The 26758-nt window shown below is 55.5% G+C and carries 13 protein-coding genes; all 13 read left to right on the forward strand.

Translation table 11 applies throughout. The annotated features are described in order from the left end of the window. Positions 1-5 precede the first annotated feature (5 nt). Complete coding sequence (locus I4V53_RS13990) at positions 6-1154, forward strand: GNAT family N-acetyltransferase (protein ID WP_286167032.1); 1149 nt, start codon at positions 6-8, stop codon at positions 1152-1154. A 297-nt stretch (positions 1155-1451) separates the two neighbouring features. After that, complete coding sequence (locus I4V53_RS04730; protein WP_195984235.1) at positions 1452-3359, forward strand: carboxypeptidase regulatory-like domain-containing protein; 1908 nt, start codon at positions 1452-1454, stop codon at positions 3357-3359. A gap of 267 nt (positions 3360-3626) precedes the next feature. After that, the gene (rlmD, locus tag I4V53_RS04735) at positions 3627-4820 is read left to right on the forward strand and encodes a 23S rRNA (uracil(1939)-C(5))-methyltransferase RlmD (protein ID WP_195984236.1); all 1194 of its coding nucleotides are present in this window, start codon (positions 3627-3629) and stop codon (positions 4818-4820) included. Between the two features lie 41 nt (positions 4821-4861). Beyond that, on the forward strand, positions 4862-6409 hold the full coding sequence (locus tag I4V53_RS04740; RefSeq protein WP_195984237.1) for a histidine kinase N-terminal 7TM domain-containing diguanylate cyclase: 1548 nt from the start codon (positions 4862-4864) through the stop codon (positions 6407-6409). A gap of 34 nt (positions 6410-6443) precedes the next feature. After that, the gene (locus I4V53_RS04745; RefSeq protein WP_195984238.1) at positions 6444-7328 is read left to right on the forward strand and encodes a DMT family transporter; all 885 of its coding nucleotides are present in this window, start codon (positions 6444-6446) and stop codon (positions 7326-7328) included. 182 nt (positions 7329-7510) lie between these two features. Beyond that, positions 7511-8635 carry an MGDG synthase family glycosyltransferase gene (locus I4V53_RS04750; RefSeq protein ID WP_195984239.1) on the forward strand — a complete coding sequence of 375 codons (1125 nt, stop codon included), beginning with the start codon at positions 7511-7513 and terminating at the stop codon, positions 8633-8635. Further along, positions 8632-9243: a glycerol-3-phosphate acyltransferase gene (locus I4V53_RS04755; protein ID WP_353616471.1), complete on the forward strand. Its 612-nt coding sequence runs from the start codon at positions 8632-8634 to the stop codon at positions 9241-9243. The genes I4V53_RS04750 and I4V53_RS04755 overlap by 4 nt, the downstream gene beginning before the upstream one ends. Before the next feature lie 143 nt (positions 9244-9386). Then, on the forward strand, positions 9387-12458 hold the full coding sequence (locus I4V53_RS04760) for a bifunctional diguanylate cyclase/phosphodiesterase (RefSeq protein WP_286167033.1): 3072 nt from the start codon (positions 9387-9389) through the stop codon (positions 12456-12458). A gap of 190 nt (positions 12459-12648) precedes the next feature. Next, positions 12649-13113 (forward strand): MarR family winged helix-turn-helix transcriptional regulator, encoded by a 465-nt coding sequence (locus I4V53_RS04765; RefSeq protein WP_195984240.1) that lies wholly within the window; start codon positions 12649-12651, stop codon positions 13111-13113. A 36-nt stretch (positions 13114-13149) separates the two neighbouring features. Then, a complete protein-coding gene (locus tag I4V53_RS04770; protein ID WP_195984241.1) occupies positions 13150-14238 on the forward strand; it encodes a TolC family protein in 1089 nt (362 codons plus the stop codon). A gap of 96 nt (positions 14239-14334) precedes the next feature. After that, the gene (locus I4V53_RS04775; protein WP_195984242.1) at positions 14335-15642 is read left to right on the forward strand and encodes an efflux RND transporter periplasmic adaptor subunit; all 1308 of its coding nucleotides are present in this window, start codon (positions 14335-14337) and stop codon (positions 15640-15642) included. Positions 15643-15645: 3 nt separating this feature from the next. Beyond that, complete coding sequence (locus I4V53_RS04780) at positions 15646-18750, forward strand: efflux RND transporter permease subunit (RefSeq protein WP_195984243.1); 3105 nt, start codon at positions 15646-15648, stop codon at positions 18748-18750. Between the two features lie 407 nt (positions 18751-19157). Beyond that, positions 19158-26570 carry a glycoside hydrolase family 2 TIM barrel-domain containing protein gene (locus I4V53_RS04785; protein WP_195984244.1) on the forward strand — a complete coding sequence of 2471 codons (7413 nt, stop codon included), beginning with the start codon at positions 19158-19160 and terminating at the stop codon, positions 26568-26570. Positions 26571-26758: the final 188 nt, after the last annotated feature.

Consider the following 26758-nt stretch of genomic DNA (forward strand, 5'->3'; position numbering starts at 1 on the left):
TAATCATGGAATGGATACAGAAAGACAGTTGTCTGGATGCATATCTGCAATCCAGCCGCAGCATCGATTTTACCGATCCGCTGATTCAGGCGCAGGCAGAATCGATATTCAGGGACTGCGGCGGTGAACTGGAAAAAATCAACGCCGCTTTCCTGTTTGTGCGTGATGAAATACCGCATTCCGGCGATCTCAGGAGCCGCCGCGTTACACGCACCGCATCGGAAGCGCTGCGGTACCGGGAGGGCATCTGCTATGCGAAATCCGCTTTACTGGCTGCTTTGCTGCGCAGCACCGGGATTCCAGCGGGGATCTGTTACCAGCGGCTGACACGGGGCGATACGCCCGAAACGGGATACTGTATCCACGCGCTGAACGCGGTATATCTCTCCGGATGGGACCGCTGGGTGCGGCTGGACGCGCGCGGCAATACGGGTGTAAAAAACGCACAATTTTATATGGATGATCCGCTGCGGGAACAAGTCGCGTTTCCGGTGCGGCCGGCGTACGATGAAAAGGATTATACGGAAATTTATGCGGAGCCGCTGCCCGCCGTGATGCAGACGCTGGAACGGTACGAGGACTGCCGCGAAATGCTTGCGCACGGTCTGCCGCAGTCGCTCGATGGAAAGCCCCCTGTCATTTTGGAAACAGACCGTTTGCTCCTGCGGGAGATGCAGGAAGAGGACCTGCCGGACCTGCGGGAAATCTTGCAGAACAAAGAGGTGATGACCGCCTACGAACACGCTTTCAGCGAGCAGGAAGTGCGCGATTGGCTGGAGAATCAGCAGCGCCGCTACCGGGAGGACGGATTCGGCCTGTGGGCGGTTGTACTCAAGCAGACGAAGGAAGTGATCGGACAGACCGGCCTGACCATGCAGGACGCGGGCGGAAAACAGGTGGTCGAGGTCGGCTATCTGTTTAAGAAATCGTTTTGGCATAAGGGGTATGCGACGGAAGCCGCCATTGCCTGTAAGCGCTATGCGTTTGAAACGCTGCATGCGGAAGAGGTGTACTCCATCATCCGGGACAACAATTTCGCTTCCCAGGCGGTGGCAAGAAGAAACGGAATGCGGCCGGTCGGTCGGATCGTCAAGCAGTATTATCAAATGGAACTGCCGCATCTGCTTTTCCGGGCGGAGCGGCAAAGCTTCTGAACCGGCATGGGGCAGGGTGGGGTGGCCATGTTATCTGCGGCGCGGATGTGGAGAACATGAAAATGGTGTGTTTTCCCAAATTTTGCGTACTTTCCAGGTGATCTGTCAAAAAAGGACTTTTTGTTGCTTTGAAATTGAAAAAATCCTGCAAGTTTTCTTAATAAAATAAAAAATATTTTCCAAAATTCACCTGTATATATGACAATAAATTCCTATTCCCGTATCATTAAAGAACATGGATAACCCGGCAAACAGCCGGGAGAACGATGAAAGGGTGGGATATTTTTTATGAGAGGTATGAAAAAATGGCTGGCTCTGCTGCTGACGCTGGCAATGGTGTGCTCCTGCGGCTTGACGGCGTTTGCCGCTTCGGGCGGGCGCAATGCCAGCGCGACGTTCCGGGTGACGGATCCAAGCGGAAAGACCAGCTCCGGCACGATCAATTTTGCGCGCGGCGAAAGCTTTACCATCGGCTACACCTGGGGAAAGGACCCCAACTACAAGTACAAGGATTGCTGGGTGCTGACGATCAACGGCGCACAGATCGTCCAGCGCTACGGAAAGTACACCTTTATGAAGGTTGACGGCGTGAACGGCGTCGATCCGCTGAAAGGGAACCTGTCTCAGGCGACCATTCTCTATGAAGGAAGCAGCACCAGCGGGACTGCTCCTTCCGTCATCTACGCGGCGCAGGACTGTACCCCTGCCGGGACGATCACCTATTCGGGCTACGGCTGGCAGGGCGGCTCCACGCTGAACTTCAACCAGGCTCCCGCGCCCGCTGAATATGCGCTGACCTACAGCGCAAACGGCAGCGCGGTGACCAATCTGCCGGCAAACGGCGTTTATACAGCCGGCAAAACCGTTGTGATTCCCAATCAAAAGCCGGAACGCGAGGGGTACACCTTCCTGAACTGGCTGGACGCGGCGGGGAACAAGGCGTATAATCCGGGAGACAGCTTTGCCATGCCGGAGCGTTCTGTAACGCTTACCGCGCAATGGAAAGAGAATACCACCACGCCGGAAGAGTGGCAGCGCGATACGTACAAGACATTTACAGTGACCGATATGGACGGCAACAAGACCACACAGACTATCTTTTTTAACAGCAAGGAGTCCTTTACCATCGGCTACGCCTGGGGTAAAGACCCGCTGAACCAGACCAAAGACTGCTGGGTGCTGACGATCAACGGCGCACCCGTCAGCCAGGATGGCGCGGGAAAATATGCGTTCTACAAGGTGGACGGCGTCAACCTGACCAATACCGCGGGCTATGCGGGACCGCCCACCAGGGCGACGATCAGTTATGAAGGCAGCCGGAGCGCAGGCGTCGGCCCGTCCGTCATCTATGCGCCGCAGGATTGTGTGCCGAACCGCGTGCTGACCTATGCCAATTTCTCCGGCAATCTGTGGGAGGGCATCCAGTTTGTCAGCACAAAGAAATCGTACGACGTTTTGTTTGCCGGCAACGCGGACGGCGAACCCGTGGCCGGCATGCCGGAGAACACCACCTGCGTGGAGGGTGAAAGCTATTCCATTCCTGCCGAAGAACCCAGCCGCGACGGCTTCCGCTTCCTGGGATGGAAGGGCGCGGACGGTGAGATTTACCGCGCGGGAACGGAAAAGGACGGCTTTACCATGCCGGGCGAGGCCGTGACGCTGGCCGCCCAGTGGGAAAAGATCGTGACCGTTTCCGGTACTGTTGTTTTAAACAGTGCAGCGCTTGCAAACTATCCGGTTGTCCTGAAAAATCTGGATACAAACGACACCATGAAGTTGACGACGGATGCAGATGGAAAGTTTACATCTGGTGATTTAAAGGCGGGAAAATACCGTTTGTATATCGCGCAGAATGACGACCATTACGGCTATTTTGCCGACTTTACCGTGGACGGTGTTGCAGTGCGCGACATTGCACTGGAGTCCAAGGCGCCGGTTGCAGTGGCGGAGCCGGTATTAAAAGGGACGGTAACCACTGCGGATGGTGCGTTTGCAGCAAATTATTCCATTTCCCTGCGCAATTTGGGGACGAATGAAGCGTTTTCCGTTCATACAGATGCGGACGGGCATTATGAGCTGGAGAATATTCCGTTTGGGACTTACCGCATCTACATTGGTGCGAAAAACGGCAGCGCCGCGTACAGCGCAACCTTCCAGGTTAATGCGACCGGGACGGAGCATAATGTGGTATTAAAGGCCGCATAAAGGAAGAATGGAAATAATATGGGACGCTCTCCTTCGGGAGGGCGTCTTTTTACATGCTGTAAAAGTCTGGCTTTTTACAGGAATCCCGGCTATAATATACGGTACGACAGATGATCGATTGTGATCTTGGCGGCAAACAGGCTGTGACGCAAGAAGTATGGCGCACGCTGTGGCGGGCGGCATTCTGGTGTTTGCGGCTGTGCCGGAACAAGCTTGTCCAATTTGCCGCCGGAAAGAATGCTATAAATAGAGATAAGGAGTTTCTTTATGGAACAAAAGGAACAGGATAATAGACGGCAGGAGCCGGAGCGCAACCCGAACCCCTGCCCGCTGTACCGCAAATGCGGCGGATGCCAGCTGCAAAATATGTCGTATCCGCGCCAGCTGCGCTGGAAACAGGAGCGCGTGGAAAAGCTTTTGGGGAAATTTCACTCGGTCAGTCCCATCATCGGGATGGAAAACCCGTACCATTATCGCAACAAAGTGCAAGCGGCGTTTGCATTGGACCGGAGCAGGAAGATCATCTCCGGCGTATATCAGGCCAGCACACACCGCGTCGTGCCCGTGGAAAGCTGCATGATTGAGGATGAAACCGCCGATCGCATCGTACTCACCATCCGGAAGCTGATGAAGGATTTCCGCATGGAACCGTATAATGAGGATACTGGACGCGGGTTGGTGCGGCATGTGCTGGTTAAGCGCGGCTTTGTCAGCGGCCAGGTCATGGTGGTACTGGTGACTGCGTCCCCCATCCTGCCCGCCAAGAATAATTTTGTCAAGTCGCTGCGCAAAGAGCATCCGGAAATCACCACGATTTTGCAGAATGTCAACAACCGCGCCACCAGCATGGTGCTGGGAGAGGCGGAAAAAGTCCTTTACGGCCCGGGATATATCGAAGAGACGCTCTGCGGATGCGTTTTCCGTATTTCCGCAAAATCTTTTTACCAGATCAATCCGATTCAGACGGAAGTGCTCTATCAAAAGGCCATTGAGCTGGCAGGTCTGACGGGAACGGAAACCGTGATCGACGCCTACTGCGGCACGGGTACCATCGGCTTGATCGCCAGCAAACAGGCGGGCAACGTCATCGGCGTGGAGCTGAACCGCGACGCGGTCCGCGATGCGATCGTCAACGCGAAGACGAATAAAATCAAAAACGCCTATTTTTACTGTGCCGACGCGGGCGAATTTATGTCCGCCATGGCGGACGAGGGCGAGACGGCGGACGTCGTGCTGATGGACCCGCCGCGTGCCGGAAGCGATGAGAAGTTTTTGACCTCACTGACGGCGCTCGCACCCAAACAGGTGGTGTATATCTCCTGCAATCCGGAAACGCAGCAGCGTGATCTGGAATTCCTGGTCCGCGCGGGGTACCGCGTGGAGGCGATCCAGCCGGTGGATATGTTCCCGCATACAAATCACGTGGAGACGGTTGTGCGATTAAAGCGTTCTTTGAAATAATGCCGTCGATGCGGAACGGTATGATGATTGGGGGTGGGAGAATGAATTTATTGTCGTTTATCGCCACGGTGGGGGCGGTCTATTTTGGAATGCTGATTTACCAGCGGGTCACGGTCAGCAAAACGGACAAGCTCAACGTCTGGACGATTCTGGTGCTGGCAAGCCTTGCGTGGTGGAACCTGTGCGACGCGTTTTTCTATGTGGCGCAGACTAAGGAAATTGCCTGGTTCTGGCACCGCCTGGGCGCGCCCGGCTGGTGCGGCTTTATCGCGGTCACCGCATGGTATTTCGTGGTCATGATGGGGGCCGATCAAAAGCTGAAAACGCCTGTCAAAATTATTTTTTGGATTCCACCGCTGCTTTTGGTACTGCGGTTTCTGCTGGCAAGCCCCACCGCCTTTGCAGAGGATTTGGTGCAGAGCGCCAGCGGGCTGGGCTGGACCTACGTGCAGCGCTATCAGACCATATGGCCCTTTGTCTTTTTGGCCTATCTGGTGTTCTATATGGGAGGCGCGCTGTTCGGCCTGGACCGCTGGCAGAAAAGGGTGCCGAGCCGCAGTAAACGGCGATTGGCAAAAGGCTTTATCGTTCTGGATTCCTTTGTGGTTGCGCTGGGCTTTGTGTCGATCTTCGTATTGCCGTACGTTACTTCGTATCTCCCGCCTGCGGGTTGTATCGCCACCCTGATTTTTGGGGTTTGGTACTGGGGCTGGCTGCGCGACTATGATTTTCTCCATGTGGAGCTGGCGCTGAATCCCGGATATCTGCTGGAAAGCTGTATTGATGCGATGGTTGTGATGGACGAGGAATGCCTCCTTCTCTACGTCAATACGGAGGCGCAGAAACTGCTGGGGGCGGACTGGCGGGAAGGCGCGGGATTCCTGGCGTATCTGGTTCCGGAAAGCCGCGGACAGCTGAAGGAATTTCTCGCTTCCGGGAGCAGCAAGAGCCCTCCGTTGAATCTGGAACTGCAAAGCGGATTCCCGGTGATCTGCTCTGTCAGCCGCCTTGTTTCCCGGAAACGGGGGTTGAACGTATGTATCCTGTGCATGAACGAAGTCAGCGAATTAAAAAATACGCAGAGGCGGCTGGACTACCTGGCCCACTATGACGATCTGACCGGGCTTTACAACCGGCGCTGCCTGAGCAAAGTGCTGGAAGAATGGGCGGATCGGGCGCAATCCGGAGGAGAGGATTTTGAACTGCTGTTTCTGGATCTGTCCGGCTTTAAACAGATCAACGATACCTTTGGGCATAAGGCGGGCGACGCCGCGCTGGTCGCGGTCGCGCAGGCAATGCGAGCCGTAATGAAGCCGGCGGATGTCCTGGCCCGGCTGGCCGGGGACGAATTCGTGGTGCTGCATAAAGCCGACGGCGGGGATGTGGAAGCCCTGTTGTATCGGGCGGTGCAAGATGTTGACAGCGCACGGTTCGCTCCCGAAATGGAAATGGATGTCGATATCGGCAAATGCCTTTTCTCAGAGGCGGGGGATGTGGAAATCCTGCTTCAGATTGCTGACGCCAGAATGTATGGGCGCAAACAGATGCGAAAAAACAGACAGACGCCGATTTTAGAAAAGATACAATAAAATGAGAAAATCTGAGATACATAGGGGAATTTCTATGACGCCGCAGCTGAAAAATATTCTTGCCATGGCCGCGTTCGGCACCATCGCCATCTTTGTGCGGGGCGTCGCGCTCCCGTCGATGGAAATTGCATTCTGGCGCGGAGCGATCGCGCTGGCAGTCCTCTGGCTGATCCGTACCCTGCTCTCTAAAAAGAAGGCTGCCCGCATGTCCGCCCGGCAGAAGGGGCTGCTGTTCCTTTCCGGCATGGCGGTAGGGCTGAACTGGGCGCTGCTGTTTATGGCCTACGAGCACACCAGCGTGGCGGTGGCCACGCTGGCTTACTATTTTGCGCCGGTATTGGTGATTGTACTGACGCCGCTGCTGTTCCGGGAAAGGATGACGCTGTTCCAGTTTTTCTGCTTTGCCATGGCGACGCTGGGTCTGGTGCTGGTCATCGGCACAGGAAGCGCCGGCGGCAGCGACAACCTGCGCGGTATTTTATATGGGCTGGGCGCGGCGTCCTTTTATGCCGGCATCGTCCTGATGAACAAGTTCGTCCGGGAGGGAGACGGGCTGGAGCGCACCATGCTCCAGTTCGCGGGGGCGGTCGCCCTGCTGTTTGTACTCCTGCTGTTTCGCGGCGGCTTCCAAATTGGTGCGGCGTCCGTCCCCAGTATTGCGAATCTGCTGATTGTCGGCGTCTTTCACACGGGGCTTTGCTACTGGCTGTATTTTTCCTCGATTAAAGACCTGCCGGGGCAGCAGACCGCCATTTTAAGCTATGTCGACCCGTTTGTCGCCATCCTGGTTTCCACGCTGTTTTTCCGGGAACCGATTCTCCCGGCGCAGGCGGTGGGCGCGGTCCTGATCCTGGGATTTACCTGTTTGAACCAGGCTGCCGGAGGCCGGTGGAAGCGCGGTCCAAAAGAACGGGTATAGCCCTGCAAGCAGAAAGTCCATTGTGTGCGGGATGGATCGCAGGCAAAGCATCTGGACAGAGGAACTGTGTTGTTGACCGGGCGGGCAAGGCGGGGCGGGAATGCCGTCCGCTGTTTTTCCCGCTCGTTTTTCAGAAAGTGTGATATAATGGTATCCAAAAAGCGAAAAGGATTTGTAATACCATGCGAGTGCTGATTTTATCCTGTAACACCGGCGAGGGACACAATGCCGCCGGGAAAGCGGTTCTGGAATGCGTCCGGGCACAGGGGCATGAAGCCGTTATGACGGATATCATGCTTCTGGCGGGAAAACGCACCTCCCGGGCGGTGGGCGGCGCATATGTGGAGATGGTCAAGCATGTGCCCGGACTGTTCCACGCGTTGTACCGCGCGGGCGATTTCATAAGCTCCGCCAACCGGAAATCCCCGGTCTATTATGCCAATACGCTGCTCGGCAAGCCGTTACAGCAGTATCTGGCGCAGCATGCCTTTGATGTGATCGTGACGCCGCACCTGTTTGCCGCGGAGGCGCTGACCTGTTTAAAACGCAGAAAACTGCTGCGGCAGCCCGTGGTGGCGGTGACGACGGATTATACCTGCATCCCCTTTTGGGAAGAGACGGAGTGCGATTTTTACATTCTGCCGCATGACGACCTGATAGAGGAGTACGTGCAGAAAGGGCTGCTGCGGGAGAAACTGCTCCCCCTGGGAATCCCGGTGCGTGCGGCGTTCCTGCGCAAAAAAGAAAAAACGCAGGTCAAACGGAGCCTCGGCCTGCCGCTGGATCGTCCTTCCGTGCTGGTGATGAACGGCAGCATGGGCTTTGGTAAAATGCCCGCGTTTGTGCAGGCGCTTGCGAGGGCGAGCCACGGCGCGGAAGATGTTGTCGTCATCTGCGGCAGTAACGACCGTCTGCGGGAGACGCTGCGGGAGCAGTTTTACGAAAATCCGTGCGTTCACATTCTGGGCTACACGGAGCAGGTTGCGGATTATATGGACGCCTGCGACGTGGTCTTTACCAAGCCCGGGGGACTTTCCAGCACAGAGGCGGCGGTTAAACAGATTCCCATTGTACACACCACGCCGATTCCGGGATGTGAGACAAAGAACCTGGCGTTTTTTACCAGCCGCGGCATGTCTGTGACGGCGGAACGTCTTCAGGAGCAGATTGCACTGGGACGCAAACTGGCGTGGCAGGCGGACCGGCGGGAAAGGATGCTGACGGCGCAGCGGGAATATTGTTCGCCGGAAGCGCCGGAAAGGCTCTTCCGCCTGCTGCTTCGTTTAAGTGGAGAGGATATCGAGTGAAAATTCTGTTTTGGATGGTTATCGGCTATTTATCCGGCAGTGTTCTTTATGGATACCTGCTGCCGAAATATCTTTGCCATGTGGATGTGACGGCATGCAGCCGTGATGGGAACCCCGGGACGGCCAACGCCTTTCTGCACGCCGGTATTCCCGTGGGAATCGCGTCGCTGCTGCTGGAGCTGGGCAAGGGCTTTCTCCCGGTCTTTTTTGCGGCGCGGTTTCTGGATGTGCGCCAGCCGCTGTTTGGGCTGGTCATGGCGGCGCCGGTGCTGGGCCACGCGTTCCCGTGGTGGAAGCGGGACTGCGGGGGAAAGGCCATTGCCGTCTCGTTCGGCGTGCTGCTGGGGCTTGTTCCGGAATGGAGGCCCGTGCTGCTGCTGGCGTTTTTTTACCTGCTGTTCTCCCTTATCGTTGTGATCACACCGCATTTTTACCGTTCGGTCGTCACCTTTGCGCTGTTCAGCATTTGCTGCCTGCAATTGGTGGAAAACCGCGCGATTGTAAGCGGCTGTATCCTGCTTTCCGCCGTCGTGGTGTGGAAGCACTTTGCGCGGTATCAGGGGGAGCGGTTTGGGATCCGGTCCCCGTTTTGCAGGCGGACCTCTTAGGCTGTGGTATGCTCTGGAAATTTACCAATAAAATGGGAAAAGTAAGAAACCAAATTGCGGTTTACAGGGAGCTATAGTATAATAAATACTTGAAATACGACAGGAACCGGCCGCAAAGGACGGTACAGACAGGAGTGGACAATATGGGGCGGAATGACCGGAATGGAAAAACAGTCCAGGAAATGCATGCGCACCTGAACAGCCTGAAACCTTTTTTAGTCGGCGCGAAATCGCTTTCGGAAAGCGTGGAATACCTGACGGAATTCGCCCGCCGTTTCGCTCCGGTTTGCTGCCTGGCGCTGGTGCGTCTGTCCGCCCGGAAGACCGTGCTGGAAGGCGCCGCCTGTAAGGATGCGGTCAACTGCGGAGAGGGCGCTTTTCAAAAGCTGGTGGAGGAGTGCCTGCCGCAGCTGATTGAAATCGATCAATCCGGCGGAGAAATCGAGGACGAGAAGCTGGTACAAATGCTGTTTGGGTCCGGGGAAGCCCCCATTTTCCCGTCCATGCTTCCGGTCAGAGACGAGGGAGCGCTCACAGGGTTCATCTTTGTGGGGAAGGAAACAGCGCGCGGCCCATGGACGCCGCAGGAAAAAGAACGCCTTGCACCGCTGTCGACGCTGGTCGGCATCTCCTTTGCGAACCGGCAATTTAACGAGGAATACCTGATGCAGAACTGCGCGTTCAACGCCATTATGGACAGTATGCGTGCGAACCTGTATGTGACGGACGTCCGTACGGATCAGATTCTGTTCATGAACAAGACCATGAAAGAAGCGTTCCGTCTGGAGAATCCCGAGGGTAAGATCTGCTGGCAGGTCCTGCAGAAGGGGATGACGGGCCGGTGTCCGTTCTGTCCGGTGGAAACCCTGCGGTCCGGGATGGAAAATACGCCGTTTGTGATGTGGGAAGAGTGTAACACATTAAACGGACACACCTACCAGAATTACGACAGCCTGATGCGCTGGATCGATGGTTCCCTGGTGCATTTTCAGCAGTCCATTGATATTACGGAGTCCAAAAAGCTGAGTTGGGCCGCCAGGATGGACGACCTGACCAATCTGCTCAACCGCCGTGCGGGAAAGGAAGCGCTGCGCGGCATGCTGAGCCGGTCAATCCGGGAAAATGTTCCGGTAACGGTCTGCCTGTTTGACGTCAATGGGCTGAAGGAGGTCAACGACCTGTACGGCCACGCGGAGGGCGACGCGATGCTGTGCCGTTTGGCGCTGGAATTCCAGGCATGCATCAGGCCGTCCGACCTGCTGTTCCGTCTGAGCGGCGACGAGTTTATCATGGCTTGTTGGGATTTTTCGGAATACGATACCGGCCGGGTTGTGCAGGATGTGCGAACTCTCCTGGCCCAGGATGACCTGCAGTGCGGCAGGCCGTACCGCACTGAATTCTGTTGCGGTATTTTTGAAACCGCGCCGGACAACGGTATGAGTATGAAGGAAATTCTTGCGGAAGCGGACAGCCGCATGTATGAACAGAAGCGGCGCTCCCATATTGAAAGGGCCGAACGATCCCGTTGGCTGCGTAAAGAACCCGGGACGGAGCCAGAACCGTTTTTCTTTGATCGGGAATATTTATATGACGCGCTGGTCAAAAGCACGGATGATTATATCTATCTCTGCAACATGCAGGACAGTGAAGGGACGTTTTTATATCCCAAAGCCATGGTGGAGGAATTTGCCTTGCCGGGAGAGGTAATTCCCAATGCGGCAGCCGTCTGGGAAGAAAAGGTGCATCCGGACGACAGAAAAATTTTTGTGCAGTCAAATCAGGAGATTGTCGACGGCCGTTCCAACTCCCACTATGTGGAATACCGTGCGCGCAACCGCAGCGGGGAATGGGTCTGGCTGCGCTGCCGCGGGCATGTGGAGCGGGACGCAGGCGGAAAACCCCGCCTGTTTGCGGGGATGATCACCAATTTGGGAAAGAAAAACCGGCTGGATCATGTGACCGGCCTGTACAATAAATATGAGTTTGAGCAGGAGGCGACCAACGCCCTTGCGGAGCGGCCTGGGCAGAACCTGACGGTCATGATCCTTGGTCTGGATGAATTTCAGCATATCAACGACCTGTACAACCGCCGGTTCGGCGACGAGGTTCTCCGCGTCATCGCACAGAAGGTCCAAAGCCTGATATCGGGCAGTGCGAAGGTTTACCGGCTGGATGGAGACGTATTCTGCGTGCTGATCGACGGGAGCCCGGAACAGGCAAAGGAAATCTATCGGAAAATCCACCGGTATTTTTCCCATCAACAGGAGCACGAGGGAAAGAAATATTACTGTACCCTGTCCGCCGGATGCGCCTCTTATCCGGAGAATGCGTCCAACTATCAGGACCTTTATAAATTTGCAGAATACGCAATGGAATCCGCAAAGCGGAAGGGCAAAAACCGCATGGAAATCTTCTCCAGGCAGACGCTGCTGCATCGGGAACGTTCCCTGGAGCTGACGGAGCTGCTGCGCGAGAGCGTGGAGAACCATTTTGAAGGCTTTGAGATGTATTATCAGCCGGTGGTCAATGCGGACAGCCGCACCCTGTATGGGGCGGAGGCGCTTGCCCGCTGGCGCTGCGAAAAGTACGGGCCGGTCGGCCCGGACGAGTTTATTCCCCTTTTGGAGGAAAGCGGTTTGATCCATCCGGTGGGGCGCTGGATTTTTAAGGAAGCGCTTCGCGTATGCGCCGCCTGTGCCAAAGTGAATCCCGCGTTTGAAATGAGCATCAACCTCTCTTATCTTCAGTTATCCAAACCGGATTTTATCCCGTTTGCGGAAAAAGAAATCCAGGCGTCCGGAGTGGATCCGAGCCGGATCATCCTGGAACTGACGGAAAGCTGCATTGTATCCAATATCGACGATTTGGCGAAAGATTTTGCCAATATCCGCAAGCTGCATGTGCGCATCGCCATGGACGATTTTGGAACGGGCTATTCCTCATTGGAAATCCTGAAGAAGAGCCCGGCGGATATTGTCAAGGTGGACCGCGCCTTTGTCAAGGATATCAGCAGCAGCCGGTTTGACGCAACCTTCATTGAGTTTATCGTGGCGCTGTGCCACGATGTTAACATTCAGGTCTGTCTGGAGGGCATCGAACAGGAGGAAGAATACGGCATCGTCAAAACGATGCATCTGGATTTTATGCAGGGATACCTGTTTGGAAGACCCGTGTGTGAGGCGAATTTTATGGATTTACTTAGGAATAAGAAATAAAAATGAAAAAGCTTCGGCTTGCAAAACGTGCAGGCCGAAGCTTTTTTTCGCATGGTTGTACAATTGTGAACGATTTGATAACTTTCTAACATTCGTCTTGACAATAGCCGGTTTCTGATTTAAACTAGCGATGCGATCGGTTAACCTGGTTAACTATTTGGGTCGTAAAACGCGAAAAAGAAGGGAAACAATGGAGCAGCTGGGTAGAGAACTGTTCCGGTCCATGATGGAGCTGATGCAGAGTTTGAAGGACTTTGGCAGCGTCGGTCCGGTGACGAGGAGCACGATGCTGTTGCTTTCTGTCATCCATCAGGAGTCGGAGCAAAGTGAACAAAAGTCCGGCGTAGCCGGCGTTACATCGTCCCAATTGAGCAATACCATGGAGGTGACGAAACCCGCCGTGAGCAAAGCGGTTGGTTTTCTGGAAGAACGCGGCTTTGTGGCACGCGTCAACGACCGGGAGGACCGGCGGCGCACATACATTTGCCTGACGCCGGAGGGCGAACGGGTTTTGGAAGAGGCCCGGCAAACCGTGCTGGAGCGGATTAATCGGATTGTAGACAGACTGGGGGAGCAGGAGGCGCAGGAGTTTATCCGCCTGAGCCGGTCGTTTTCCAAAGTTTGTCAGCAGTTGCAGGAATCTGCCAACATATAATGATAAAGTGTGTCCAAGAAGCAGGAGGAACGACATATGAAAAAACGATTGGTATCCATTTTTCTGGCCGCTGTGCTGCTCTGCGGCCCTGCCGGCCTGATCGGCGGAACGACGGCGTCCGCAAAAGAGTCCTGGGAAACCCGCGTCATTTCCTATGACAGCATTGAAGAAATCGTCGACGGCAGCCTTGATTTTTCCAGCCAGGCCGCAGCGCTCAACCAGGCGCTGCAGGCGTTAAAGCAGACCCAGCAGGGGCTTAACCAGTTTTCCCAGCAGCTGGCGAACGCACAGGCGCAACTGCCGGAGGGGTCCGAGCTGGCCGGCGTACTCAGCGGCATGCAGCTGGTGACCGGTTCGCTCAACAGCCAGCTTGCGAGCAGCAGCAACAGCATGAGCCAATCTTCTGTGCAGATTGATCAGGCGCGCGACCAGATTGTCATCGGCGCCAAAAATCTCTTCATCGCCTATAATTCTCTGGAAGACCAGCAGCGGGAACTGCAGCGCAGCCTCGACGTGTTCGATCAGAACATGGCTGCATACGAAAAACAGTACGAGCTGGGAATGATCACGGCGCTGGATCTGGAAAATATGAAAGCGAGCCGCAACACCATTAACAGCGGCCTTGATACGATGGAAATGGAAATTACGGCTCTGCGGCGCAGCTTCAATACGCTGATCGGCCGGAACTACAGCCAGTCGCTGACCATCAAATCGCTGCCCAGGCCCGACACCGTCTATGTGGCTAAAATCAAGTTCTCCGACGATCTGGAGGATGCGGTCAGCAACAACAGCGCGTGGGGCGGCAGCGCTTCCATCCCCAGCAACAATGAAAACTTCGATGAAAATAAAGGCTCTTTCGGCGCATCCTTCCGTAAGCTCTATGAGAATATCGGCGACAAGCAGCGTCTGCTGGAGAAGGAACAGAGCACGCTGGCGCTGGAGACAAAGAACTATGAGGCGTCAAAGCGGAAATTTGACCTGGGCATGTTGTCGCAGCTCGCCATGGTTAGCGCACAGGATAAGCTGGACGCGCAGACCGCAAAGGTGAAGACCGCGGAAACCAACCTGTTCTCCGCGATCGAGCAGTATAAGTGGGCGCTGGACTTCGGCATTATCGCATCCTGACCCGTTCGGATCGGGCAATTCCATTCAATTTTACCGTGCCCGCGGGGAAAGGCTCCCGGCAGGCAGATCAGACCAGGAGAAATGGAGAGGAAGACAATGGGTAAAAAATCAATCAAGTGGACGGCTGTATGCGTCATGCTGGCGCTGTCCGTTTTCTTCAGCGGCTGCGCGCAGAGCGCCGGGACGGCGGAGGAAGCGCCGCCGGTCAAGGAGGCGGTGGCCGTTGAAGTTGCCCCGGCGAAGAAGGGCGACATACAAAGCGAATATTTGTATTCCGGCAAAGTGAAACCGATCGGCGAGGCGAACGTTGTCAGCACCGTTGCCGGTACTGTTCAGCAGATCAACTATCAGGTTGGCGATCCGGTGGAAAAAGACGCGGTCCTGTTTCAAATGGGGACTGAGGACATTGAAAACAACCTGACCGTACTGAAGGCGCAGCTGGAGGCGACCAAGGCGCAGGTGCGTTCCGCGCAGACCGGCGTGGAGCTGGTCAACGGCGCGGCGATGCAGACGCAGATACAGTCGGCAAAAACTGGGCTGGAGCAGGCGGAAATCGCATATAACGATATGAAGACCACCTATGAAAACAACAAACAGCTGTATGAAGCCGGGATCATCTCCAAGAGCGATATGGATAAGACGGAGACCGGCATGAAAAACGCGGAGCTCGCCTACAATCAGGCGAAAACCAGCTACGATCTGGTGGCCAATCAAATGCCGGAGGAAAACCTGCGCAAGGCGCAGGACGGCCTGGCGGCGGCACAGGCCAGCCAGAAGGCGGTGGAAGCCCAGATGGCCAGCGCGGAAAAGGCCCTGCGCGACGCAGCGGTCAAGAGCCCGATCGCCGGCGTGGTGACCGGTTGCACCCTGACGGAGGGAACGCTCTATTCCAGCGCGGCGGGTCCGGCGTTCATCATCAGCGACACCAGCAGCGTACATATGAACGTGAGTATCTCCGAACAGCTCATCAACCGCGTCAAGCCGGGCCAGAAGGTCGACGTTAAAATTACGGCGGTATCCGAAACGCCGCTGCAGGGGACGATCGATACCGTCAACCCCGCTGCAAACCAGACCGGCGCCTACGAGGTCAAGATTGTACTGGACAACGCGGACGGCGCTTTAAAATCCGGTATGTTCGGAGAGGTGCGCTTTATAAAGGAAAAGAAAGAGGACGTCATCGTTCTGCCGCGCGAGGCGGTCATTACCTCCGGCGGTGAAAATTACGTGTTTGTCAATGAAGACGGTGTTGCCCGGAAAAAGCTCGTCACCATCGGCATCGACACCGGCAAAGAGGTGGAGGTGACCGGCGGCCTGGAGGAGAACAGCAGCGTGGTCGTCAAGGGCCAGGCCTTCCTCGCGGACGGGGACACGGTGAACGTCTCCGATTCCGGGAAGGAGGCGTAACCGATGCCCATTAAAACGGCCATCAAGCGGCCGGTCACCACCGTCATGGTGATGCTGATCGCAATCCTGGCGGGCGTCGTTTCCCTGCTGGGCCTGAATCTGGACCTGATGCCTTCCGTCAACGTGCCGATTGCCGCCGTCAGTACGGTGTACGTCGGTGCAGGCCCGGAGGAAATCGAAACGCTGATCACCAAGCCAATTGAAGAAGCGCTGGGAACGGTCAGCAACGTGGATACCATTATGTCCACCTCCTCTGCGAATTCATCCCTGGTGATCATCCAGTTTGTGGATGGCACGGACGTCAACATGGCGGCCATCGACGTGCGCGAAAAGATCGACCTGACCAAGAGCCGGCTGCCGGAAGGGGCGCAGGCCCCGATGGTCATAAAGATGGACCCGAACTCCCTTTCTACCATTCAGATTGGCGTTCACAGCAAGGAAATGGACCTTTCCAAGCTGACGGACCAGCTGGAGGAACAGGTGGTCAGCCGGCTGGAGCGCATCGACGGCGTTGCGTCCGTCGACCTGACCGGCGGTATGGAAAAGGAAGTGCAGGTCGTCCTGAACCCGGAGAAGATGCAGGGCTACAGCGTGACGGTGCAGCAGATCTCCGGCATTTTGCAGGCGGAAAATATGAACCTGCCCGCGGGCAAGATCGCGCAGGGCGATACCAGGCTGCAATTGCGCTCTGTGGGGCAGTTCCAGACGATCGACGAAATCCGCGACCTGCCGCTGACCACCCCGACGGGCGCGCTGATCCACCTGCGCGACGTGGCGGAGATCAACGAGGTGGAGAAGGAAGAGGAATCGTACGCGCTGATCAACGGCGAAAAGAGCGTCATCCTCACCATCCAGAAGCAGTCCAATGCCAATATGGTGGATATTTCTGATAAGATTGAAAAGGAACTGGATAAAATCTCCGCGGAGAACCCGGAGTTCAACATCACGATGCTGACCAATACGGCGGACTATATCAAAACTTCCGTCGGCAACGTGCTGAGCACCGCCGTCCAGGCGGCTTTGATGGCTGTCGTCGTGCTGTTCCTGTTCCTGCGCAACGGCAAATCCTCGCTGATCATCGGCATTTCCATCCCAACCTCCGTTGTTGTGACCTTTGCTTTGATGTATGCGTGCGGCATGTCGCTGAACATCATCTCTCTGGGCGGTATCACCATCGGCATCGGTATGCTGGTGGATAACTCGGTCGTCGTATTGGAATCCATCACGCGGCACCATGAGGAGGGCATGCCTGCCAGGCAGGCGGCGCAGGTCGGCGCCTCCGAGGTGGCGCTCTCCGTCGCGGCTTCCACACTGACCACAGTGGCGGTGTTTATCCCGCTGATGTTTGTACAGGGCATGATCGGCCAGATGTTTAAGGACCTGTCGCTGACGGTCAGCTTCTCGCTGCTGGTTTCCCTGGTCGTTTCCCTGACCTTTGTACCGATGGCCTGTGCGCATTTGCTCAAGAGCACGGATACGGAGAAAATGGAGAAGCATCCGCGGATGGCCGCGTTCCTGAATCTCTGGAAGCGCGCCCTGGATGCGCTGGACCGCGGGTATTCCCGTTTGCTGCATGTGGCGCTGCGCTGCAAAAAGCGCGTGGTCGCGCTGGTCCTGCTGGTCTTCATCGCATCGCTGGGTCTGCTGCCCGTGGTGGGCGTCGACCTGATGCCGTCCATGGACCAGGGCTCCGCCAGCGTTTCCATTGCCATGCCCAAGGGGACCATTCTGGAGGAAACCTCCAAGGTGGTGGATCAGGTGACGGCGCAGATTCAGGATATTCCGGAGATTGAAGAATGGTATGTTTCGGTCGGCGGCTCGTCCACCGATTCCGCCAGCCTGACCATCAATCTGGTGGAACAGAAACAGCGCAGCCGTTCCACGGATGACGTCGTGGACGAAGTCCGCGGCAAGGTAAAAGATATTGCGGGCGCGGAGATTACCGTTTCCGCCTCCAGTTCTGCCATGGGCTCCTTCGGCTCCTCGGCGGACATTCAGTTCCAGCTCAACGGAGACAGTACGGAGCAGCTGCGCGCGATCGGGAACGACCTGGTGGCGCGGATTGAGGCACAGCCGTGGGCGCTGGACGCCAGCAGCTCGCTGGACGACGCGGTCCCGGAAGCCAGCATCACGATCGACCGGACCAAGGCGTCGGCCTACGGCATCACCGCCGGCTCCATTGCGTCCGCGGTCAGTACGGCGATCACCGGCAGCGTGCCCACCCAATATAAAGTAAACGGCGACGAGCTGGATATCCGCATCATGCAGGATCAGGACCGCGTCCGCTATATGGACGATCTGCAGGGCATCACGGTTCCGGCGGCGAACGGTACGCCGGTTCCGCTCACAGAGGTGGCTGATATTGCAATCGCGGACGGCGCGGTGCAGATTACCCGCACCAACCAGCACCGCTATATCACCATCAGTGCCAATACGAACGGGCTGGACGCGGCGACGGCAAAGTCGAATATGGAAGCCATCCTGAACAACTACAATTTCCCGGAAGGATACGACTATTCCTTCACCGGTACGCTCGACAGTTTGGTGGAGACCTTTGCCAGCCTGTTCATCGTGCTGATCGTTGCGATTCTGCTGGTCTATATGATTATGGCGGCGCAGTTTGAATCGTTTATCCATCCGTTTATTATCATGTTCTCCCTGCCGATCGCGCTGACCGGCGGTATCCTGGGCCTGTTCATCACCGGAAATACTGTGACGGCGACCGCGTTCATGGGCTTCATCATGCTGGTCGGCATGGTGGTCAACAACGCCATCGTGCTGGTGGACTACACCAATCAGCTGATGGCGCGCGGTATGGCGTGCAATGAGGCGCTGGAAAAGGCGGGCTCCACGCGTTTGCGCCCGATTTTGATGACGACGATGACCACCGTGCTGGGCCTGGTTCCCATGGCGGTCTCCACGGCGGAAGGCACGGAGATGCAGCGTCCGCTTGCGATTGCGGTCATGTTTGGCCTGATGCTTTCCACCATTGTCACCCTTGTCTTCATCCCGGTGCTGTATGCGGGCGTCAATAAGCTGCGCATGCGTAAAAAGAACCCCGGCCTGAAGGAAGGGCCCCGCGGGGAAGCGGAAATGGAACATTCCTGATTCTATATCTGAAACATTTTACCGGCGGCAGAAATTTTTGCCGCCGGTAATTTGATTGGTAAATTATGGTTACCATCTAAAAAAAGTACCAATTGTAAGGCCAATTCGTGAAAATTTTCCCAGCAAAACCAAAAAAAATACTAGAAAAAGCACCGGGTTATTTGCTATAATGAGATACACAGTAGAACTGCATAAAAACGGACGGAACAAAACTGTAAAAATAGCTAAATCGTCCGCTGAAAATTCGGCTTGTGAAACTGTTGATGGTGTAAATAAGGAGATGCCGGAAATGCATGAAAGGCTGACCGTAAGAAGTGCGTGGGGTTAAGGATTTCTTTCGGACAGGCCTTTTGTCGCGTTTGGGCGCTCTTTATTAATATTATTTTTAAAGATGGGGAGAGAAGTGTATGAAATCCAAGAAGCTCATTTCCATTCTCCTCGCGGCCGTTATGACCGTCAGCGTGGGCATTCAGCCCGCATTTGCAGTCGATAACGGAAGCGATGGAGGCGCCTGGAAAGACGGCGCCGCGTGGCCTCAACTGACCAGGGCGGCATCAGCCATGGCTCCGGATACTCAGAAATTCGCGAATCCGCGTATGGAGTACACCGGAAGAAACTACACAGACCCAATCACCAAGGAAACAGTTCGGGCCTGCGACATCTATGGCATCAACCGCGAACCCGCCCATGCAACGGGAACCATCCCGTATGAGTCCGTAGAAAAGGCCGTCGTCGGCGCTGTGGACTACAAGAAGGAAGATTCCAACTACGTGCAGATGCTGTCCGGCATCGGACAGAAGGATTGGGAGCTCGTCGTGGTTTCCAATGCCGAAAAGGGCCAGAAGTATCTGGACGACGGGTTTATGAACCCGGAGTACGAAGCAAGCAAGGAAGACGGCTGGTATACCGTCGACGTACCGCGCAGCTGGACCCGTTACGAGGACTGCGGCGATTGGGACTACTCCATTTATACCAACACACAGATGCCTTGGCAGGGTGAGAGCGTTTCCCAGCCGAACGCACCGGTGCAGTACAACCCGGTAGGCTTCTATCGCAGAGACTTTGTAGTGGACGATACCCTCATGCAGGACAACGGCCGCGTGCTGATTTCTTTCCAGGGCGTTGAGTCCGCATACTATGTTTACGTTAACGGCAAGGAAGTCGGCTACAGTGAGGACAGCTATCGTCCCCATGATTTCGACATCACCGATTACCTGAACCCCCAGGGCCAGGTGAATACCCTTGCAGTGGAAGTACATAAGTTCAGCGACGGCACCTGGATGGAAGACCAGGATATGATCTATGACGGCGGTATCTTCAGAGACGTGTACCTGTACTCCACGCCGCTTGTACACATCAACGACTATCGCGTCATCACCGATCTGGACGAGACTTACACCAACGCGCAGCTCGAACTGAGCACCTCCGTCAAGAACTACAGCGAGCAGGCGATTGCCAATTATGCGATCGACGTGCAGTTGTTCGATGCGGACGGCAGCAACGTTTTTGCAAACGATCCGATGCGCTTCAACGTGAGCGATATCGCTGTCGGCGGTGAAGTGACAATGGACGCCAGCAAGCTGGTGGAGAGCCCGGAGCTCTGGTCCGCGGAGGACCCGAACCTCTACACCCTCGTTATGACCCTGTATGACAAGACGACAGGCCGCCATTTTGAGAGTATCTCCCAGCAGCTCGGCTTCCGTGAGATCGAGTTCACCCGTACGGAAGTAGACGAAAACTATAACCGCACGACAAATTCGTTTGAGCCGACCACGATCAACGGCCAGCCGCTCCTGTTTAAGGGCACTAACCGTCATGACACAGATCCGATCTACGGTAAATATGTGCCGAAGGAAGTCTATGAGGAAGACGTCAAGACCATGAAGGAATGGAACCTGAACGCCATCCGTACGTCCCACTATGCCAATGATGAGTATCTGTACTACCTCTGCGACAAGTACGGCCTGTATATGATGGGCGAAACCAACGCAGAGTGCCATGCCATCATGGGCCAGAATGACAACATCAACAACTATTACGGCAAGTTGTACATGGACAGAACCGTCACCGCCTATCAAACGCTCAAAAACAATACGGCGATTGTGGCGTGGTCCATCGGCAACGAGATGAGCTATGACCGTCACGGCGGTGATAACATCTTCGGAAAAATGGTTTGGTATTTCAAAGACCGCGACAAGACCCGCCCGGTCCATGCGGAAGGCCTGAACCAGGATTGCGGCACCGACATGGGCAGCAACATGTATCCGACCGTCGGCACCATATGGGGCTACGCGGGCAAAGGCAAAATGCCTTATGTCATGTGCGAATACGACCACGCGATGGGCAACGCAGTCGGCAATATCAAGGAGTACTGGGACGCGATCCGCAGCTCCGACAATATGCTTGGCGGCTTCATCTGGGACTGGGTTGATCAGTCCCGCTACATCGATCTGGATTCTCTGCCGGCGCAGAGCAGCATTCAGGAACTGAGCTCTCTTGGCGCAACGGCAACCGCGCATGGTTCCACGGAACTGATCGACGCGGCGGCAGAGTCCCTGACCGGTAAGTCCTACAACGGCTATGCGGTATTGGACGACGCAAACATGAGCGCTTATAACGCAGCGCTGTCCGGAGAAGGCAAGAACTTCACCTTTGAAGTTATGGTAAAGCCGAACTCCACCGCGCGCAACAGTGTCCTGATTGCCAAGGGCGATACCCAGGTTGCGCTGAAGACACAGAGCAACGGCGACGGCCTTGAATTCTTCGTTTACAACGGCAACTGGTATTCTGCAACCTGCAATTTGCCAAGCGATTGGGTTGGCAAATGGCACCAGGTCGCCGGTACCTATGATGGCAGCACATTGCGTCTCTACATTGACGGCGAGTTGAAGGGCAGCGCAAACGGCAAATATGATATCCGGCCCAACAGCTATCCGCTCGGCATCGGCCGTGATGAAGAGAACAACCGCAGCGTGGACGGTGAAATCTCCATTGGCCGCGTTTACACCAAGGCTCTGTCCGCGGACGAGCTGAAGGCGCAGATGAGCGCGACGCCGGCTATCGGACCGGACGACGAGAGCGTTCTCGTATGGCTGGATTATTCCAAGGGCCTGACCAAGCAGGAAGGCGTCTATTGGGATTACTATGCGGAAGATTATGCGAAACAGGACCTCTATGATGAGGAAATGGACGGCAGATTCTTCGGTTACGGCGGCGATTGGGGCGACAAGAACAACAGCGGAAACTTCTGCGTCAACGGCCTGGTATCTCCGGACAGAGATCCGCAGCCGGAGCTGTATGAAGTCAAGTACCAGTACCAGAACTACTGGATGACCGCTTCTGAAAATGAAATCGCAAACCGTAAGATCAGTGTCTACAACGAAAGCAACTTCACCAACCTGAATGAGTACGACGTCAAGTGGGAACTGCTGGAAGACGGCAAAGTGATCGACGAAGGCATCCTGGCGGATGCGGACGTTGCGCCGAAGCAGACAAAGACCCTGGTCATTCCGTTCACCATGCCCGCAGCGGCGGACCGCCCGGCAGGTGCGGAGTACTACCTGAACATCAACGTACTGCTCAAGGAAGACACCCTTTGGGCGGATGCAGGACACGAAATTGCGCATGAGCAGTTTGCGGTTCCGGCTTCCGTACCGGCGGTTGCTCCGATCACTGTCAACACCGCTGTAACGGTAGACACAGAGAGCGATGCAGACTACGTGCTGGTTTCCGGCGAAAACTTCAGCTTCAAGCTGGATAAGGCCTCCGGCGCGATGTCCGAGTATGTTTATAACAACGAGACCGTCATCCTGGACGGCCCGGCGCCGAACTTCTGGAGAGCAAAGATCAACAACGACGGCGGCGACGTCGATAACAACTGGAAGAACGCCAACAAGAACATTACGGTAGACGAAGATGGCATTACCGTTGCAAAAGCGGAAGACGGCAGAACCGTGATTACCACCAATCTGACGCTGACGAATGCAGCCAATGCCAAGGAAACCGTTGTTTACACCATCGACGGTTCCGGCGCGGTTACCATGAGCTTTACACTGGATGCAACCGGCACCAGCATGGGCCAGATCATGAAGGTCGGTTCCAATATGGTTCTGCCGGAAGGCTATGAGGACATCACCCGTTACGGCAACGGACCGACCGAGTGCTATTGGGACCGCGGTTCCTATGCGATGACCGGCCTGTACACCAACACCGTGACCGATTCCTTCTATCCCTATCTGGAGACCCAGGAAACCGGCACGCAGAACGGCACAAAGTGGATGACGCTGACCGGCGCGGATAAGGCGACCGGCATCCTGGTTGCTGGCAAGCAGGATTTGGAAACCAGCGCGCTGCACTTCAGCATCGACGAACTGGACGCTGCCAAGCATCCGTATCAGCTGAAAGCGCCGAACAAGGAAACCTATGTCAACATCGATCTGATTTCCCGCGGCATCGGCAACCGCAGCTGCGGACCGGATACGCTGGATGAATACAAGATTCCGAACAACAAGGCGTATTCCTTCGAGTACACCATCGTTCCGTTTGACGCTGCGACAGCGGACCCGATGGAACTGAGCAAACCGTACAGAGCTTTTGCAAGCTTTGATCAGGATGCGTTTGACAAGCAGCAGGCGGAAGCCGTACAGACCGCGATTGATTCCATCTATGTCTTCGATTATGCACAGAAGGCGGAACTGGAAGCGATCCAGGAAAGCTATGAAAACCTGACCGATACCCAGAAGGCGCTGGTTACCAATTATGCAAAATTGGAAAAAGCTCTGGAAGACGTTATGGCGTTCAAGGGCACTGCTCCCAACAATGTCACAGACCTGAGCAGCAATAAGATGGATCCGGTTCTGGGCAGCAATGCAAAGCTTGTCATGGACGGCAAGTTTAACGTAGGCTTGACCGGCTGGATGGCAATTCCGAACGACAAGGGCACAGATGGCGCGGACGTGTTTGACGAGCTCTTTGTCGGCAAGAATCCCTTCACTGTGGAAACATGGGTAAAACCGTCCAACAATACCCAGGATTATGATATGTTCATGGGCAAGGGCGACAGCAACTTCGGTTTCCGCATTAGAAACGGCAAGAGTTCCACCGATTCCTCTATCGACTTCTTTATTAAAAACGGCAACAACGCCTGGGATTCCATTGAGGCGCAGGTGCCGAAGACCGAAACTCTTGGAAAGTGGATCCATTTGGCGGGTATCTTTGACGGAAGCAAATTGTATGTCTATATGAACGACAAAATTATTGCAGAAGTTTCCGATACCTCCGGCAAGGGTCTGAAAGCCAGCACAACCAAGTTCCATATCGGCTATGACCCCGAAACCGGGAGAACCAACAGCAACACCTTTGCGAATACCCGTGTATATAACAAAGCGCTGACAGTGGAAGAGCTGAACGCGCAGGGCGCTTACGACGTAGGCGAAGCGGAACAGCCGGCAATCACTCCGAACAATGAGAATGTTGTCATGTGGCTGAATTATTCCGACATCGACTATGTTGACGCTCCGGTGATCGAAGACAGTGATGTAGCCATTTCCCCGAAGGATGCGCAGATCATTTCCGGCGGCAGCAGGGAATTCACCATTGTGAAGGCTGCTCCCACCGCGAGGGCAAAGGCAGCCGGCGCGTATGCGGCGGCGACAATCGATGATCTGAAGGCATTGTTGCAGCAGGCTGAGGCAATCGACACCAGCATCTACACCGAGTCCAGCGTGGCGATCTTTAAGGCGGCGATCAACGTTGCGAGCACCGTTCTGGACTTCCCGTTTGAGGCGCCGGAAGAAGTCGTCGAGGCGGCTTACAACATGCTGAAGGCGGCTATGGAAGGCCTTGTATGGGACGACACTTATGAAGTAACTGCGGCAGAGTGGTCCATCGTGGATTCCTTCGGCCGTGAAATCGAAGGCGCAACTATCACTCCGAATGCGGAGGATGCGGGCAAAGCGACCGTTGCTGTGACGGAAGCGGTTCCGGTTGGAACCAGAATCCGCGTGATGGCGACCAATATCAACGGCGTGGAAGGCATGTCCGCAAAGACCTATGCAACGGTTGTTGCGGCTCCGGAAAAGACCCCGCATGAGAAACTGGAAGCGCTGTATGAGGAAGCGACTGCGATTAAGAGTGCGGGCCAGGGCGACTACACGGACGATACCTGGAATGCATTTGAAGAAGCGTATGCGGCGGCAGGCACCGTTCTGGGCAATGCAGAGGCAACCGACGCGGAATTGATGAATGCTCTGGATGTCCTCCAGGCGGCAATCGACGGTCTGGACAACTATGTGCCGGGTCCGCATGACCTGCGCGTCGAGTACGGTTCGAAGATTGCGCTGACCGTGAACGGCGAATCCCAGGAGCTGGCCGACAAAGCCGGCGTTTACACCCAGAAGAACGTCATGGCAGAGGATACCCTCAGCCTGACCTTTACCCATCAGGACGAGGACAGAGAGTTCGTTACGGCGGCTCTGGATGTCAATGGCACGGCGCAGGAAGCCTCCTTCAAGGACGGCGACAGAACGGTTGCTTATTATGACCTGACCATGCCGAATGCAGCGACGACCGTGAAATTCACCTCCGTCGTGGTTTGGAAGACCCTGCTGCGCAATGCGATCGCAAGCGCGGAAGAGGCGATGGAGACCGAGGCGTACAAGAATCTGATCCCGTGGGCAAAAGACAAGTTTGATGCGGCCTATCAGGCAGTTGTGAAAGTGGAAGCGGACGAAACCGCTCTGCAGGACGAAGTAGACGCAGCGACCGTCGCCATGTCGAAGGCAATGAACTATCTGGCCTTTGAAAAGGGCGACAAGACCAAGCTGGAGCTGCTCTTCAAGACCTACGAGCCGTTGAGAGAAGAAAACTTCACCGCGGCAAGCTGGGCGAAGTATGCGGAAGCTTTGGCGGCAGCACAGGAAGTCTATGAAGACGACAACGCGCTGGTGCAGGATGTCGACGATGCGGCAAAGGCTCTGACCGATGCATTTGAAGCGCTGGAGACTCCGGCGGACAAGGGCGAGCTGGAAGCGCGGATCGAAGAGGCGAAGGGCTATGACCTGAGCCAATATACCCCGGACAGCCAGGTGGGCTTTGAGGCTCTGATCGAAGAAGCGGAAGCGCTTCTGGCGAAGGAAGAGCCGACACAGACCGAACTGGACAAGATGGTCAAACGCCTGATCGTTGCGATCATGAACCTGCGTCTGATCCCGGATAAGAGCTATCTGCAGGATCTGATCGACGGCGACAAGGATATCGACGAAGACGAGTACACCCCGGCGAGCTATGCAGCGTATAGAGCGGCTTACAACGTGGCGTTGACGGTTCTGAACGACCTGAATGCGACGGAGGAAGACGTAAACGGCGCGGCGAATACGCTGGCAACAGCAAGAAACGGCCTGGTGCAGGTTGACAAGACGCCGGATACCGGTAATACCGGCTCCAACTCCCACAAGGGCTCTTCTTCCAGCAGCAGTTCCGCCAAGGCTGGTAACAGCTATGGCAACGAAGGAACTGCGGTTGTCGGCGCAGCGCAGGCCATCCTTGGTAAGGCGACCGTCGTATCCGATACGACTGTCAACTTCACCCTGAAGAGAGGCAGCGCGTATTGCTTCAAGATGACCGTTGTTAACGGCAACAATCTGGTCCCGAGTTTCACCGTCGGCAACGGCAGCGTGCTCAAGACCCAGTTTGTCGCGAAGATCGGCAACGATTACTATTACAGAGTATGGGCAGTCGGCACACCGGGCCAGAGCACGGGCGTGTATACGACCCTGACAGGCCAGCCTGCGCAGCAGCACTGCACAGTGACAATCGGCTAAAAACCTGTATGGGAACGATTGGCTGATCAATGAAAGCCAATTGAACCAGTAAAATCCCCATCAAAAAACAGAGGAACCCCCGGTCCGGTCAGGGCTGGGGGTTCCTCTGTTCTGTAAAAACAGGCAGAGATTTCATTTTTGTAAACTTTTGCAGGTGTACATTTATGGTATTTATAAAGAATTAAAAT

It is taken from the genome of Clostridium sp. D33t1_170424_F3, from assembly GCF_015667585.1.
Taxonomy (GTDB): Bacteria; Bacillota; Clostridia; order Oscillospirales; family Acutalibacteraceae; genus Anaeromassilibacillus.

Excerpts from the sequence above, each read along its gene's own strand:
- I4V53_RS04775 (WP_195984242.1), top strand. The coding sequence starts at position 14,335 with ATGGGTAAAAAATCAATCAAGTGGACGGCTGTATGCGTCATGCTGGCG.
- I4V53_RS04780 (WP_195984243.1), top strand. The coding sequence starts at position 15,646 with ATGCCCATTAAAACGGCCATCAAGCGGCCGGTCACCACCGTCATGGTG.
- I4V53_RS04770 (WP_195984241.1), top strand. The coding sequence starts at position 13,150 with ATGAAAAAACGATTGGTATCCATTTTTCTGGCCGCTGTGCTGCTCTGC.
- I4V53_RS04765 (WP_195984240.1), top strand. The coding sequence starts at position 12,649 with ATGGAGCAGCTGGGTAGAGAACTGTTCCGGTCCATGATGGAGCTGATG.
- I4V53_RS04730 (WP_195984235.1), top strand. The coding sequence starts at position 1,452 with ATGAAAAAATGGCTGGCTCTGCTGCTGACGCTGGCAATGGTGTGCTCC.
- I4V53_RS04785 (WP_195984244.1), top strand. The coding sequence starts at position 19,158 with ATGAAATCCAAGAAGCTCATTTCCATTCTCCTCGCGGCCGTTATGACC.
- I4V53_RS13990 (WP_286167032.1), top strand. The coding sequence starts at position 6 with ATGGAATGGATACAGAAAGACAGTTGTCTGGATGCATATCTGCAATCC.
- I4V53_RS04760 (WP_286167033.1), top strand. The coding sequence starts at position 9,387 with ATGGGGCGGAATGACCGGAATGGAAAAACAGTCCAGGAAATGCATGCG.
- I4V53_RS04750 (WP_195984239.1), top strand. The coding sequence starts at position 7,511 with ATGCGAGTGCTGATTTTATCCTGTAACACCGGCGAGGGACACAATGCC.
- rlmD (WP_195984236.1), top strand. The coding sequence starts at position 3,627 with ATGGAACAAAAGGAACAGGATAATAGACGGCAGGAGCCGGAGCGCAAC.
- I4V53_RS04740 (WP_195984237.1), top strand. The coding sequence starts at position 4,862 with ATGAATTTATTGTCGTTTATCGCCACGGTGGGGGCGGTCTATTTTGGA.
- I4V53_RS04745 (WP_195984238.1), top strand. The coding sequence starts at position 6,444 with ATGACGCCGCAGCTGAAAAATATTCTTGCCATGGCCGCGTTCGGCACC.